This window comes from Sneathiella glossodoripedis JCM 23214 (genome assembly GCF_000616095.1).
Classification (GTDB): domain Bacteria; phylum Pseudomonadota; class Alphaproteobacteria; order Sneathiellales; family Sneathiellaceae; genus Sneathiella; species Sneathiella glossodoripedis.
Genome location: NZ_BAMS01000001.1, coordinates 752,076 through 766,318 on the forward strand (window position 1 = coordinate 752,076; position 14,243 = coordinate 766,318).

13 protein-coding genes and 1 pseudogene are annotated in these 14,243 nt (G+C 46.0%); 11 read left to right on the forward strand and 3 right to left on the reverse strand.

Annotation, left to right across the window (positions count from 1 at the left end; translation table 11 throughout):
• The first annotated feature begins 193 nt into the window (after nucleotides 1–193).
• Genes JCM23214_RS03765 through JCM23214_RS03775 form a run of 3 tightly spaced genes read left to right on the forward strand, consistent with a single transcriptional unit; the run spans nucleotide 194 to nucleotide 3,111 of the window.
• On the forward strand, nucleotides 194–1,054 hold the full coding sequence (locus JCM23214_RS03765; protein WP_025897636.1) for a chorismate mutase: 861 nt from the start codon (nucleotides 194–196) through the stop codon (nucleotides 1,052–1,054).
• Between the two features lie 20 nt (nucleotides 1,055–1,074).
• Nucleotides 1,075–2,169 carry a histidinol-phosphate transaminase gene (gene hisC, locus JCM23214_RS03770; protein ID WP_025897637.1) on the forward strand — a complete coding sequence of 365 codons (1,095 nt, stop codon included), beginning with the start codon at nucleotides 1,075–1,077 and terminating at the stop codon, nucleotides 2,167–2,169.
• A 3-nt stretch (nucleotides 2,170–2,172) separates the two neighbouring features.
• Entirely contained in the window at nucleotides 2,173–3,111 is a 939-nt protein-coding gene (locus JCM23214_RS03775) for a prephenate/arogenate dehydrogenase family protein (RefSeq protein ID WP_037492575.1), read from the forward strand.
• 1 nt (nucleotide 3,112) lies between these two features.
• On the opposite strand, the gene JCM23214_RS03780 is transcribed toward JCM23214_RS03775, so the two are convergent.
• Nucleotides 3,113–4,174: a DUF2125 domain-containing protein gene (locus JCM23214_RS03780; protein ID WP_159104294.1), complete on the reverse strand. Its 1,062-nt coding sequence runs from the start codon at nucleotides 4,172–4,174 to the stop codon at nucleotides 3,113–3,115.
• Nucleotides 4,175–4,270: 96 nt separating this feature from the next.
• Between JCM23214_RS03780 and JCM23214_RS03785 the strand changes: the two genes are divergently transcribed.
• Both JCM23214_RS03785 and JCM23214_RS03790 read left to right on the forward strand, forming a co-directional pair.
• Nucleotides 4,271–5,173 carry a DMT family transporter gene (locus tag JCM23214_RS03785; RefSeq protein WP_025897640.1) on the forward strand — a complete coding sequence of 301 codons (903 nt, stop codon included), beginning with the start codon at nucleotides 4,271–4,273 and terminating at the stop codon, nucleotides 5,171–5,173.
• A complete protein-coding gene (locus JCM23214_RS03790; protein ID WP_025897641.1) occupies nucleotides 5,170–5,787 on the forward strand; it encodes a gamma-glutamylcyclotransferase in 618 nt (205 codons plus the stop codon). The genes JCM23214_RS03785 and JCM23214_RS03790 overlap by 4 nt, the downstream gene beginning before the upstream one ends.
• Here JCM23214_RS03790 and JCM23214_RS23875 read toward each other — a convergent pair.
• On the reverse strand, nucleotides 5,784–5,996 hold the full coding sequence (locus tag JCM23214_RS23875; protein WP_025897642.1) for a DUF1127 domain-containing protein: 213 nt from the start codon (nucleotides 5,994–5,996) through the stop codon (nucleotides 5,784–5,786). The genes JCM23214_RS03790 and JCM23214_RS23875 overlap by 4 nt on opposite strands.
• A 201-nt stretch (nucleotides 5,997–6,197) precedes the next feature.
• On the opposite strand from JCM23214_RS23875, the gene JCM23214_RS03800 reads away from it, so the two are divergent.
• Complete coding sequence (locus JCM23214_RS03800) at nucleotides 6,198–7,106, forward strand: DMT family transporter (protein WP_025897643.1); 909 nt, start codon at nucleotides 6,198–6,200, stop codon at nucleotides 7,104–7,106.
• Between the two features lie 23 nt (nucleotides 7,107–7,129).
• Here JCM23214_RS03800 and JCM23214_RS18940 read toward each other — a convergent pair whose 3' ends face one another.
• Entirely contained in the window at nucleotides 7,130–7,891 is a 762-nt protein-coding gene (locus JCM23214_RS18940) for a substrate-binding periplasmic protein (RefSeq protein ID WP_025897644.1), read from the reverse strand.
• 224 nt (nucleotides 7,892–8,115) lie between these two features.
• Between JCM23214_RS18940 and JCM23214_RS03815 the strand changes: the two genes are divergently transcribed.
• The 5 genes and pseudogenes from JCM23214_RS03815 (at nucleotide 8,116) to JCM23214_RS25250 (ending at nucleotide 14,239) form a co-directional block, all read left to right on the forward strand.
• Nucleotides 8,116–9,174 carry a hypothetical protein gene (locus JCM23214_RS03815; RefSeq protein WP_025897645.1) on the forward strand — a complete coding sequence of 353 codons (1,059 nt, stop codon included), beginning with the start codon at nucleotides 8,116–8,118 and terminating at the stop codon, nucleotides 9,172–9,174.
• Nucleotides 9,175–9,190: 16 nt separating this feature from the next.
• Entirely contained in the window at nucleotides 9,191–10,468 is a 1,278-nt protein-coding gene (locus JCM23214_RS03820; RefSeq protein WP_025897646.1) for an imelysin family protein, read from the forward strand.
• A 78-nt stretch (nucleotides 10,469–10,546) separates the two neighbouring features.
• Nucleotides 10,547–12,058, forward strand: coding sequence for a di-heme oxidoreductase family protein (locus tag JCM23214_RS03825; RefSeq protein WP_025897647.1), 1,512 nt, complete (start codon nucleotides 10,547–10,549; stop codon nucleotides 12,056–12,058).
• Nucleotides 12,059–13,162, forward strand: a complete 1,104-nt coding sequence (locus tag JCM23214_RS03830) for an imelysin family protein (RefSeq protein ID WP_025897649.1) — start codon at nucleotides 12,059–12,061, stop codon at nucleotides 13,160–13,162.
• Nucleotides 13,152–14,239, forward strand: a pseudogene (locus tag JCM23214_RS25250) (DUF1513 domain-containing protein). The gene JCM23214_RS03830 and the pseudogene JCM23214_RS25250 overlap by 11 nt, the downstream one beginning before the upstream one ends.
• Nucleotides 14,240–14,243 lie beyond the last annotated feature (4 nt).

Here is a 14,243-nt window from a genome sequence, read left to right on the forward strand (position 1 = left end):
GTTTTAGGTTATTTTGCTGGTAGCTAGGTTCCTGACTTATTAAACAGTCTCATGCTTTTCCATGGGCCTCTTTAATAAGTCCGGACCCTAGGGTGGATGAGCAATAACTGTCAATATTTTCTGCAGTCTTAGGGCATATATTGTCAATACGGGTCGGATTTTAACAACTAGTGTCGTATTTCAGGGCTGAAACGTGTCAAAAACAAATAAAAAACTTGAAGAATTGAGGGCTGAGGTCGATCGTCTGGACGCTGAACTTCTGTCTGTGCTGGAAAAAAGAATTGCGATCGTCAAGGATATTGCCGCGGCTAAAGAAGACGATGATACACATTTGGCGTTCCGGCCAGGCCGAGAAGCGCAAGTGATGCGGGGCATTCTGGAAAAGCATAAGAGTGATTTGTCTGATGCGGTAGTGGCGAGTATCTGGCGAGAAATTATCTCTGCTGTGTGTCGCATGCAGAAACCACAATCAGTGTCCATAACAGCGCCTGAAAAGTCAGTTGGATACTGGGATCTGGCACGGATGCATTTTGGCAGCGGTACACCGATGAGTTTGCATAAATCCCCAACCGTTGTCCTGCGGGATGTGTCAACCGATCCCACAAAATTGGGTTTGATGCCCTGGATAAATGTGGAGCGGGACAACTGGTGGGAGCATCTGGCTCAAGGAGGAGACACAGTCCCAAAAATTCTGGCCGCTTTGCCCTTTGTTCAAAATGAAACAGGTGCCTTTGAAGATTTGAATGCGCTTGTTATCGGCCAAGCTGAACCGGAACCTTCAGGCAATGATGTGACATTGTTTGTTGTAATGACGCAGGATGAAGTGAGTAGAGCGCGGCTGAATGAGTTTTTGAATAAGTCTGGTATAGGGGGACATTGTTTGGACAGCAGATCCCCAGCGGTTGAGGAGGGTGACTGGCTGCATTTATTCCAAGCACCGGATTTTATCCGTCAGACTGATCCCCGTCTTGAAAAATTTGCTGAATTAATTGGGGATTCTGTAATTAAAACAGTTGTACTGGGTGCCTATGCGGTCCCAATAACGCAAAGCTAAGCGTTCGAAAGTTATCTAAAATGTCATCATTGTTGCCTACACCGAAACCCGGTATTCTGGATATAACCCCTTATGTTGGTGGAAAATCAACAGGGGGTTCAGGTCAGACAGTCGCAAAACTTTCTTCTAATGAAACGCCGTTGGGCGCTAGTACAAAAGCCAAAACCGCTTTGAAGGAAATGGCTGACAAGCTGCATCTTTACCCGGACGGTGGATCAACTGCACTTATTGAAGCAATTGCAGAGGTTCACAAGCTTCCAACCGACAGGTTAATCTGTGGGAACGGCTCTGATGAACTTTTGTCATTGATTACAAATGCCTACGCCGGACCTGGTGATGAAGTTCTTTTTTCGCAGCACGGATTTCTTGTGTACGAACTGGCTGCAATGGCCAATGGGGCGACGCCAGTTAAGGCCCCAGAGCAGAATTTGACAACAGATGTTGACGCGTTGTTAGCTGCGGTTACAGACCGTACAAAAATTCTATTCTTGGCTAATCCCAATAATCCAACAGGAACCTATATATCTGCAGATGAGGTTGCTCGTCTGCATGCTGGATTGCGCAGCGATATTCTGTTGGTACTGGACGCAGCATATGCGGAATATGTTCGCAAGCCCGATTATGAATCAGGTGCGAAACTGGTCGCGGAGAATGACAATGTGATCATGACCCGGACATTTTCCAAAATATATGGCTTGTCTGCTTTACGGTTGGGTTGGGCGTATGGCCCGTCACATGTGATTGATGTATTGCATAGAGTTCGCGGTCCATTCAATGTGAATGCGGCTGCCCATGCAGCGGGTATTGCTGCTGTAAAAGATCAGGAATTTGTAGAAGCTGCGGTCGCTCATAACGACAAGTGGATACCCATCCTAACCCAGAGCCTGCGTGGAATGGGTCTTGGGGTCACAGATAGTGTGGGTAACTTTATTTTGATTGATTTTGCCGGCACAGGAAAAGAGGCGTCTGCTGCTGATCAATATTTAAGTGATCGAGGGTTAATCTTGCGCAGCGTGGCGTCATATGGTTTGCCGACCTGTTTACGGATGTCTGTGGGAACCGATGATGAAAATCGTGCCGTAATTGATTGCCTGAAAGAATTTCTGGAAGCCTGAAAAATGAGTGAAAAAGCGTCCGTCATATTTCCAAAAATGGCATTGATCGGAATTGGACTGATCGGCTCTTCTATCGCACGTGCTGCCCGTAAACATGGCTTGGTTGAGCAAATTGTCTGTTCTGCGCGGACACATGATACACGAAGGGTCGCGCAGGAGCTTAAGCTGGTTGATCAGGCTTTTGAACAGGCCATCGATGCGGTTAAAGATGCGGATCTTGTGATTTTATGTACGCCTCTTGGAACCTATAGCAAACTGGCTGAAGAAATTGCTCCTCATCTGAAGAAAGGGGCGCTCCTCACTGACGTTGGGTCCGTAAAGCAGATGGTTGTGGATGCGATCGAGCCACATATTCCTGATGGGGTTGATTTTGTTGCGGCGCATCCAGTTGCGGGTTCTGAAAAATCAGGCCCAGCGGCGGGCTACGCGGATCTGTTCCGTAATAGATGGTTGATAATTACCCCCTCTGCCAAGTCAACAGATGCTGCAATTGATAAACTATCCCGCTTTTGGTCTGAAATGGGCAGCAACGTGGAAAGAATGGATCCAGCCCATCATGATCTGGTTCTGGCTATTACATCGCATGTTCCGCATTTGATTGCCTATAACATTGTGGGGACCGCTGATGAGCTGTCGGAAGTGACACGGTCCGAAGTCATTAAATATTCTGCAGGTGGTTTTCGGGATTTTACCCGTATTGCTGCTTCAGACCCGACTATGTGGCGTGATGTTTTTTTGAACAATAAAGATGCAGTTCTCGAAATGCTCGGCAGGTTTACAGAAGATCTGACTGCGTTGCAGCGGGCTATTCGCCGTGATGATGGGGACACATTATTTGAAGTTTTCACCCGCACACGGGCCATTCGCAGACAGATTATTGATGCTGGTCAGGAAACAGCAGAGCCAGATTTTGGTCGTGCTGCGACGCATGAGGATGAATAACCTAGAACAAGGGTGACAGACGGAACAGTTTGAGTGGGCCGATATAAAATGCTTGATCCTGCAAACTTACCGGGACTTCGATAAACCTGTTTCCTTTCTTGTCGGTTTTTGCCAGCAGATTAAGCGCAAATAGAGCACTCTTCATATCCTTTTCATTCATGCCCTTGGTTGTCGCAAGAAGACTGAAAAGCTCGCTAAAGCCTTCAACCTTCGTATTAAATGCTCCTAGCAGGTAGTTGTCCTGATCCAGGGTAAGGCTACCAGTTGTCTCAAGTTTGCTTTGCCCCCATTTAACCGTTGCGTCGGTAATGTCGATAACTCCTCCTTGATCGCGCCATTTCTGAAGGCTTGCTCGATCTTTAAAGTCTTTAAACTCTGCTGCAGTTTCAGCCAGAATACTGACCGCATCAATGGTAGGGCCAAGAGGATTTTTTTCGAGTGAATTGAGGTAAAGCTCACTTGCTCGTAATGCTATTTGTTGAAAGTTGGATGTTTTGAGCTCATTTGCGGATGCATCTGATCCTTCTGTGTTCAGGGCCCGTTGTTCGCTACGCGTATGTAGTTGAATTCTTTGCGCAGTTCCACTGCCAATAAGGTTGCCGTCGAACGTAACATTCCCAAAATCAATCGCCAGTTTTTCCACTTCCTGTGCAGAATTCAAGGTGACACTGGCGAGGGCCTTTTCCGGTAAAATATTTGCAGATTTTTTGTCTCCGCTCTTTTCTATGAATTCATAATCAATTTTACCAGAACTTCCCAATATCATATGGGACAGGTTCCAAGGTTGGGCAATTGCCCAGATTTCAGGTACAGATGCTCTTTGCATGGGGGAGCCATTGGGATAGCTCTCTCTTATGAGGAGCGAACTTGCCGATAAGTGTATTCGATAAGGAAAGCCCTCCACTTTTACCGGGGAATGTTCAATTTCAACCCCTTTGCTCCGTTGCGACTCTTTCCAGCGTTCCAATGCAGTCACCGACTGATCAGCCAAGAGATTCCACCAGTAAATATAACCGCCTGAAAGACCAGTGAGAATGACGATTGCTGTGATAAGAATTCGCATGAATTTTGCTTTGTCTCTATTGCTTGAGCTTTTCAGCGTCACTCTATAAGTTGAATGGAAAACTGTCACTGACTTTCCTTGGAAACCTTCTTCAGAATGCATCAGAACCCATCAAACCAACTGGAAAAATATGCAATCGCGTCAATGCCGATGCTGTTTGTTTTTCTGTGGAGTACCGGCTTTATAGGAGCGAAACTGGGCTTGCCTTATATTGAGCCAATGACATTTCTTGCTGTTCGGTTTGTCGCGTGCAGTCTTTTATTTTTACCATTTGTATTGATGGCATCGACCCGTTGGCCCGCCAGTTGGGTTGACGCCGCTCACATTGGATTTGCGGGCTTGTTGATGCACGGTGGGTATCTTGGGTCGGTATTTTGGGCAATCAGCCTTGGTGTACCCGCAGGTACATCTGCGCTGATTGCCGGGATTCAACCCCTTATAGTTGCGGCATTGGCGGGATTTGTCCTTAAAGAGACAGTAACAGCACGTCAGTGGGTAGGTCTGTTTGCTGGGTTGGGCGGAGTTTTTCTGGTTGTCGCGAACAAGCTTTCTTTAAGCGAGGGGAGCATGTTTGGATATGTGCTGTGTTTTATTTCACTGTTCAGTATGTCCATCGGAACCCTTTATCAAAAGAAATTCTGTGCTGACATGAGCCTCAAGAGCGGTAACTTTATCCAGTTCGTGGTTGCAAGCCTTTACTTCATACTTTTGTCATTCGTCATGGAAGAGCAGGTAATCACATGGTCGGGCGAGTTGGTTTTCGCCTTGTTGTGGCTTGTATTTGTTCTATCTTTGGGGGCAGTGTCATTGCTATATTTGCTGCTTCGAAAAGGGGCCGCATCGAGTGTTTCGAGTTTGTTTTTTCTTGTCCCTCCATGTACTGCTGTGGTTGCTTTTATCCTTTTCGACGAAAGGCTTGGGGGTAACTCCCTTATTGGAATGGGGATTGCAATTTTTGGGGTTGCGCTGGTTAACTTTCCGGTTAAAAAAAGAGCATGAGAAACTACGACTTGGTTTTGGAACCTGATTTGCCACCTGTTGATTATCCGCTGCCTGATCTGCCAGACGGGGAGGATTTATGGATATTCGGTTATGGCTCTTTGATGTGGCGGCCGGGATTTGAGCATAAGGGAATTGTTGATGCTCAGCTCTTTGGGTACCACCGGGCATTTTGTGTCACATCCGTAGTTCACAGAGGCACGGCCGAAAATCCCGGACTTGTATTGGGGTTGGACCGCGGAGGCTCCTGTCGTGGTAAAGCAATTTGCTGCCCCGCGGAGATACGAGAGCCCGTCATTGATTATTTGTACAGGCGCGAAATGGTGACCAGCGTTTATGTCCCCAAAATGGCACAAATCAAGCTTCTTCAATCCGGGGAAAGGGTAACTGGCCTGACTTTTATTGCTGATCCAAACCATCAGCAATATGCGGCGGGCCATAGTATCGAAGAGGCAGCCAATATTATCGCAAAGGCATCAGGACGTGGCGGCCCTAATGTTGATTATCTGCGGAGCACTCTGGAGCATCTGGACGAATTCGGAATCAAAGATGGTCCGTTGCACGCCATAATGCAGACAATTACCAAGCGATATAAGTTTTCTGCAGAAAATTAGAGGCTTGTCCGAGCAGCAACTTTCGGAATATCGGCGCGAACCAGTCCAATATCTTCCAGCTCCGTATCGCTAAGTAATGATAGGGCTTTTGCTGTTTTGTAGGCGCGATATTTCCGCACCAGCATGAGGCTCATCTTTGCGGCGAAAGCACGAAAGCTGCCGTCGATTGGAGTTGCCGAGTTTGTGTGGTTTACTGCGTGAAAAGACATTTTACATCCTCCAGAAAAATACTGGCCCTCATGTATTATCAGAAACTGAAAGTTGCACGTGCCATTATTCTCAACCACCTATGCAGAAACTGCATGGCTAAATTAGGACTGCCTTAATAAATGTATTTATATGGCCCTGTTCAAGGGAGTGTTGTGAAGATATGATGTTGTGCGCGCAACACCGATAATAAGGATTAAAACATGGTGGCTGCTGATCAGACGACAACTCCAGCGAAATGGCCTCAAACGGGGGATCTGTTCCTGATCGCCTCGGTCTTTGCATGGGGAGTCAATTTTCCGATTGCCAAGTTTGTCCTGGAATATATGTCACCGCTGGTATTCTCCTCAACGCGATATTTTACCGCCTCCGCTATTCTTTTCTCACTCGTTTATTTCAGCGGCCAATCGTTACGCATTTCATTGAAAGAAGCGGTGCAACTGTTTGTAATAGGTCTTTTGGGAATTGCTCTTTTTCAGGGAGGATGGGCATATGGACTTAATCTGACCACAGCGTCAAAGGCCTCAATTTTGGTGGCGACATCGCCTGTATTTGCAACATTGCTGGTACTCTTGAGGGGGGAGCGAACCTCTATTCTGGGCTGGGCTGGTATATTGGTTTCACTCGGTGGTGTGTTTATCGTTATCAATAACAGTTTTACCGAAGTTACAGTTTACGGTGGCAGTATTATTGGTGACCTTTTTATCATTGGGGCATCTTTTGTGTGGGCAATTTATACAATTGTTTCAGGCCCTATGGTTGTGCGCCGAGGACCAATATTTGTAACGGCTTGGGCAATGCTGTTTGGTGCCATAATCTTGTTTTGTGCTGATATGCCCGCCATGATTTACACTGAGTATCAAAATATTCCTCTTGAGGGCTGGATCGCTTGGTCTGTAACAGCACTGCTTGGCGCTGCACTCGCATTCGTTTGGTATTGTTCGGGCATTAGCAGGCTTGGTGTCGCGCGGGGTATGTCATACAGTTTTCTTATTCCTATTATTGCGATTTCAACTTCTGTCCTCTTTTTCGATGAAAGCTTTTCATTGATCCAGATAATCGGAGTTGCAGTTGTGTTAGGTGGTATACATCTAACTCGAAAAAGCCGGTAACTGCACTGAGTCTGTGCAAAAAATTATTGCGTATATTTTAGTAGGATTCTACGTACCTCTGCCCCTTCGTTTTTCGCGATGAAATCACTAAGGATCTGAGCGTATTTCTTGGAGTTTTCGCCATCAGGTGTGAAAGCTATATAAATATCTTCTGTCGCATAAACGCCTGCAGGCCTGACAGGGTTTTTGTTTAGAAGTCCTTTTAGCGAATACAGAAATACCAATCGGTCCTCGATTAACGTGTCGATTCGTTGTCCAATCAACATTTGATACATACGTTTGAGCGGCGCGGTTCCACTGATTACGGAAATATTTTCTGAGTTGGATGCGTTCGGGGCAATATAGCGGGTCTGAAGATCTCCATATGAATAGCCGTTAATCACACCCAGAGACCGATTTTTTAGAGATTCCAGTCCTTGGTAAAACCAGTTGTCATCCTTACGAACATAAAAAGTGTGTTCTGCCTGAGCAAGAGGGGCATCGGGAAACACGAAGTCAGGGGTTTCTTCACGTCCTGTTCCTACCAGGCCATCAATTAATCCGTTTCGAACCGCTTTAATCGCTCTTGCCCATGGCATTTCAGTGTAATTTACCGTGTAGCCTTCTGCCTCAAAAGCTTCAGTGGCGATTTCGATCAGAATGCCTGGCGAAGAAGAATCTGCCTCGCAGTTATAAGGGCACCAAGGGTCTGCGGCGAGCGTGATGGTTTGCTCAGAAGCAGCAATTGAAATCCAACAAAGTTGGAAAAACGGAATTAAACATAAAAGTCTCAGTAAAATATTCACTGCTTCTGCTTTGTGCTCAAAATGGTACTAGATAGTGAGTTTGGATTAAGAAAGGGTAATTGCCGCAGCAAAAAAATGCTCTTTTCTATTCACAAGGAGATAACAGAATTCGTCGATAAAGCAATAATTCGCGTGAAGCCATTTTTGCTATTGATAATGATTATTAAAAGCGATATTCAAAAGCTTCATATCTTGTAATTTTTTCCACATTCGAGGGGTTTGTTATGCGGCAATTGCTGGTGCCATCATTGGCAGCACTACTAGTTCATCTATCATCTGGGGCTTTGGCCGAAACTAAAAGCTATCCAAATATTTCTGGTGCATTCACTATTGAGGTGCAGGATGACTGGACCTATGAGTCCGACGATGAAGCTGCAGAAATTAACGATCTATATCCGACGTTGACGCTTGAAACGCAATTCGCTTTTACACCTGAATTGTCAGTTAATCTGGAAGCCACGCTCGAGCCTGTGGAAGATGCGGCCGATGATCGTGAATTTGAGGATCTCGGCGGCTATGTAAACGTGCTTACAGTAAACTACGATACAGACAGATTTTCTCTGTACGCAGGTAAATTTGGGGCAAATTTTGGTACCGCTTGGGATGCCGCACCGGGGTTATATGGCTCTGATCTCACTGAAGATTATGAGCTTGCAGAAATGCTTGGTGTGGGTGGTAGCTTTAATTTCCAGGCGGCTGGAAATCACACGATTTCAGCCAGCAGTTTCTTTTTGGATACCACGTTTTTAAGTGATTCAGCTTTCAATAGCCGTGGACCTGTCAAAGAGTCTGATGGTGGCGTAGCAAATACTGAATCTCTGTCTTCTTTCGCCGTGGCGCTTGATGGTGGGTTCTCCTCATTGGAAGGGCTCACCTATCATCTTGGTTTTTCCTCATTAAAGGAAGGGGATGATGGTGACACATCTCAGTTGGGATATGTAGTCGGTGCACAATATGAGCTGCCAATTACGGAAAAGATCACGTTTATCCCCATCGCCGAGTATGCCTATCTGGATGATGCAGGCGGAATAGAGGGAGATTCTGCCCAGTATTTCACCGCTGGCGGTGCTTTGGAATTTGGAAACTGGACTCTGTCGACAACCTATCAGGGGCGTGAGCTGGAGACATCAGGTTCAACTCAAAATGATTATGTTGTGGATGTAACAGCCGGATACAGCTTTGACTTCGGTTTGGGAGTAGCTGTGGGATATCGGCTGGCAGAAGAAGAGGACGTGGATAGTCGCGGTCTGGGCGCACTTGTCGAATATACAATCGAATTTTAAGGACTGGATAACTACCATGAATATCAGATGTTTATTTCGAAACGTCGCGATCGCAGGTCCAATCATTGTGACACTTGCAACAGGTACAGCCAACGCTGGCGACAAGGATGCTGTTGTCAGCACTTATGCCGATATCGCTGAGGCAGTTTATGAAGATAGCCTGCTAACAGCGGAAGCTTTGCGAGCAAGCATCAAGTCATTGATTGAAAACCCTTCGGAGGCGACATTGACTGCAGCTCGTGCGGCCTGGATCGCTTCGCGGGTCCCATACCAGCAAAGCGAAGCCTATCGTTTTGGAAATCCATTGGTGGATGAGTGGGAAGGCAAGGTGAATGCATGGCCACTGGACGAGGGATTAATTGATTACGTCGATGCTTCATATGGAAATGAATCAGATGAAAATGCGCTATACACTGTCAATGTGATTGCCAATAAAACTTTGACAGTAAACGGGCGTCAATTGGACGCCACCAGTATTACACCTGAATTTCTCGCCAATACTCTTCATGAGGCTGAAGAAGTCGAGGCTAATGTGGCAACCGGCTATCATGCTATCGAATTTCTTTTGTGGGGGCAGGACTTGAACGGTACGAATGCTGGTGCTGGAGACAGGCCTTACACAGATTTTGATCAAACCAATTGCACCAATGGTAATTGTGATCGCCGGGCTGCATACTTGATGGCGGCTGTGGATTTGTTGGTTTCCGATCTGTCAGAAATGGTCGATTTGTGGCGCGTAGGTGGTCAGGCGCGGGCATATGTGACTAACAATCCAGACCAAGGCATTGTTGCAATTCTGACCGGTATGGGATCGCTCTCATATGGGGAACTGGCGGGTGAGAGAATGAAGCTCGGGTTATTACTCAAGGATCCGGAAGAGGAGCATGACTGTTTTTCCGATAATACCCATAACTCTCACTATTTTGATCAAATTGGTATTCGGAATGTCTATACAGGCCATTACAAACGGATAGACGGTTCAGTTGTCTCCGGAAAATCTGTCTCCGAGCTTGTTCAGATAGTGGATCCAAAACTTGATCAGGAAATGAGACAAAAGCTTGATGATGCCGTTTTTGCAATGGCTGTTTTGAAGTCGCGCGCAGAAAGCGTTGAAGCGTATGACCAGATGATTGCCGAGGGAAATGTGGATGGTAACACTGTAGTTCAGAACGCCATTGATGCACTTGTTACCCAGACGCGATCCATTGAGCGCGTGATTACGGCTTTAAATTTGGTAAATATTGAAATTGAAGGCTCTGATAGCCTCGATAAGCCTAATTCAGTTTTTCAATAACTGTTTTACTGTGTGGTTGTCTGGTCGTTTCTATGAAAATGGCCAGACAATTTAACGCTGCTTCTGGTTTCTTTAAAAATGCTGTTTCAGAATAAAATCCATCTAACTCTTGTCCTTCTCGTCAATGTGGCCTCCTCAATAGCGGTGGCAGATACCCCGTATCGAGGCGATTTGACGGCTGACGAGCTGAATCGCGTTTTCGCGGTTACAAAGCTGACAAGTGACTTTAGTCAGGCTGAACGATTTGAAGCGATGTCTGGAGGAGCCGCAACGTCAAGCCGGTCTCCAGACGCTGATGCATTTTCTCAGTTTTCTGCAAATCTTGGGTTTGAGGGTGAGGAGAAATTCAAGCTTGGAAATGGACTATTTCGAAAGTTGTGGGTTTCTTCACCTTCCTCTACACAGGCATCTGATGGTCTGGGACCGTTGTTTAACGCGCGATCCTGTCAACGATGTCATTTGAAGGATGGTCGCGGACATCCTCCTGAGCATGACGCTGACAGTGCTGTTTCAATGTTCTTAAGACTTTCTGTCCCTCCGCAATCGGAAAAGGAAAAACGACTGATCGAGACAGGTGAAAAGCAGATCATTCCAGAACCTACATACGGCACTCAGCTACAGGATTTAGCCATTCCAGGAGTACCGGCTGAAGGTAAGATGAAGATCACTTACACCGAGATAAAGGTCGCCCTTTCCGGCGGTGAAGTTATTAGTTTACGTAAGCCTGAATATTCAATCATCGAGAAAAAATACGGCCCTTTGCATCCTGATGTACTAATTTCCCCGCGGATTGCTCCGCCAATGGTTGGTCTTGGGTTGCTGGAAGCAATTCACGATGCGGATATACTTCAACAAGCTGATCCTGATGATGTTGATTTGGATGGCATTTCAGGCCGTGTCAGTTGGGTAGGGTATGAGCATAAAAAAATTGGGCGATTTGGATGGAAAGCTTCAACGGCTTCAGTTTTACAGCAATCTGCAGATGCTTTCGCTGGCGATATTGGAATTTCCACTCCGCGCGCCATGCGCCCTTGGGGTGATTGCACATCACTTCAAACGCAATGTTTGAACCAGCCAACAGGTGTTCAGAAAAACCTTGGAGATAGTGAAGCGCCCGATCCCGTATTGGAACTGGTTACGTTCTATTCAAGTAATCTGGCAGTACCGATCCGTCGTCGGGTTGCAAATACGTCAGTATTGTCTGGTAAAAAGGAATTTTACGAAATTGGTTGTGTGAAATGTCACCGACCTAAATTTGTTACCAGTAAAAAGGCAGTACAAAAAGAACATCGGTTTCAACTGATCTGGCCATATACGGATTTGTTGCTACACGATATGGGTGAGGGACTGGCGGATGGTCGGCCTGTTGGTAGCGCATCTCGCCGTGAATGGCGAACAGCTCCGCTCTGGGGTATTGGACTAACCAAGCTAGTTAATGGTCACACTTATTTTTTACATGATGGTCGTGCCCGTAATCTAACGGAAGCCATATTATGGCATGGCGGTGAAGCGGAAAACTCACGGCAAGCGTTTATAGAACTTCCTCCTGAGCGGAGGAAGAATCTGATCCAATTTTTGGAGTCCTTGTAAATGGTAACTTTATATAAGCAGATTTCAAAGTTTGTCGTGGCGCCTGTTCTGCTTGGTTTTCTCCTTGTGCCTGTTTCCATTGCCGATCCAGGCAGAGCCGAGCAACAGAAAATAGTGATTAATGCTTATGTCGATGGATATGTGTTGCCCGCCTATCAGTCTTTCGTGGAGGAGACAAAACAACTCACTAAGAAGCTCAAAATGTTGTGTGAGGATAGGCAAGAAGAGCGGCTGGTGGATGTGCAGATGGCCTTTACTTCATCGGTATTGGGATGGTCTCGGGTTTTACCGGTTCGCTTTGGTCCTATCCGACTGCATAACCGGATGGAAAGAGTGTTTTTCTGGCCTGACACGAAATCAAGAGTCTCAAAACATACTTCAAGATTACTTCAGGAATTTGAGGGTAAAGACATTGATTTCACTCATCGTAGCATCGCTGCGCAAGGACTTCCAGCCCTCGAATATTTATTGTATTCCAGCATTTCTCGAAATCTCCTCGACGCTGAGAAGCCAAATTGCGGAGTTGCCGTAAGTATCAGCAAAAATATATACCGTATTGCGACTGATATTTTGGCTGAATGGAACGGCGACGATGGATACCGTGCAGTCGTATTGTCTCCGGGTCCTGAAAATCAAACTTACAGAACTGCTGATGAAGCCCTTGCCGAGATTTTAAAATCTACTTCAGAAATATTGCAGCTGATTGCCTCTTCCATGCTTAATAGCAGTCTTCAGGGGTCCCCGGATGACGCGAAAGCAAAGCGGGCTCCATTTTGGCGATCTGACCTCACCTTGCAAAGCTTGCAAGTAACTCTAGGCACAGTGAAAACCTTTGTTCTGGAAGCTCATTTCTCGTCCTTGATGAAAAAAGAAGATCAGGGACTTGGAAAAAATCTGATATTTGAACTTGATCAGGCTTTAGGCGTTTTCTCGGATATACATTTAAAAAATACGTCATGGGTGGAATTGGTAAAAACACCAGAGGGCCACGCCCAATTGACTTATCTGACCAATCCGGTGCTGGGCGCACATAATTTGCTGGCAGAAGAAATATCTCAGGCTATGGGCATTAACGTAGGGTTTAATTCGCTTGATGGAGATTAATCGACGCGCTTTTTTGGGGACACTATTAGCGACCTCATTAATACCCCTCTCTTTTGATGCATTAGCTATTAAAAACAGATCAATATTGTTGGCCCCATTTCGAAGCCAAGCTGGTTACTTCTTGGGGTTTTTGAATAGATCTGGACAGTTGGAAGCGAAAATAAAGCTACCTTGGCGTGGGCATGGGTTAGCGATTTCACCAAAAATTGGACAGGCCGTTCTATTTTCGCGTCGTCCTGGCCGGTTTGCTGTTGTCATTAATCTGATGACACATGGTATTCAGTATGAATTTGCAACACCGGCCAATCGCCATTTTTATGGTCATGGGGTTTTCTCGAGCGACGGCAAATATCTGTTTGCGACAGAAAATGACTTTGAAAATGAAAGAGGCGTGATTGGTATTTATGACGCCCAGAAAAATTACATTCGTGTTGGGGAATACCCTAGCTTCGGGATTGGTCCGCACGAGATCATCCTCTCCCGCGATGGAAAGACCCTTATTGTTGCGAACGGTGGAATATTAACGCACCCGGATTTTCCCCGACAAAAACTGAACCTGTACAATATGAGCCTTCCATCTGTTTTCTTGATCAAAAGACAGGAATGAAAACTGGTTGGGTAGCGCCAGCAGATAATTTTAAGCAAGTTTCCTTGCGCCATTTATCGGAGGATGCGGACGGAAATATCTGGATTGCAGGGCAATATGAAGGTGATAGGTCTGGTCCTTTTCCTGTAGTCGCTGTTTGTGTGTCGCGGCGGAAAATAAATTTCATTGAATATGAAGAGAAATCGCGCTCACTGGTGAAAAACTACGCTGGTTCCATTACCGTAAACCCGTTAAATAATCAGGTTGCAGTCACCTTTCCAAGAGATAACAGAGCGTTACTATTCGACAGTTCTGCCACCGCGAACCAAAAGATTTCAGCCTCTCAAGATATCTGCGGTGTCGTTACAGTGGGCAAAGATTTTATTTTCAGTAATGGACGGGGAGATATATCCACCCAAAACCGACATTTAACCCATCATGAAGGTCTTGCTTTCGACAATCATTTAGCGCTGTCTTCTGCTTGGATCTGATTTA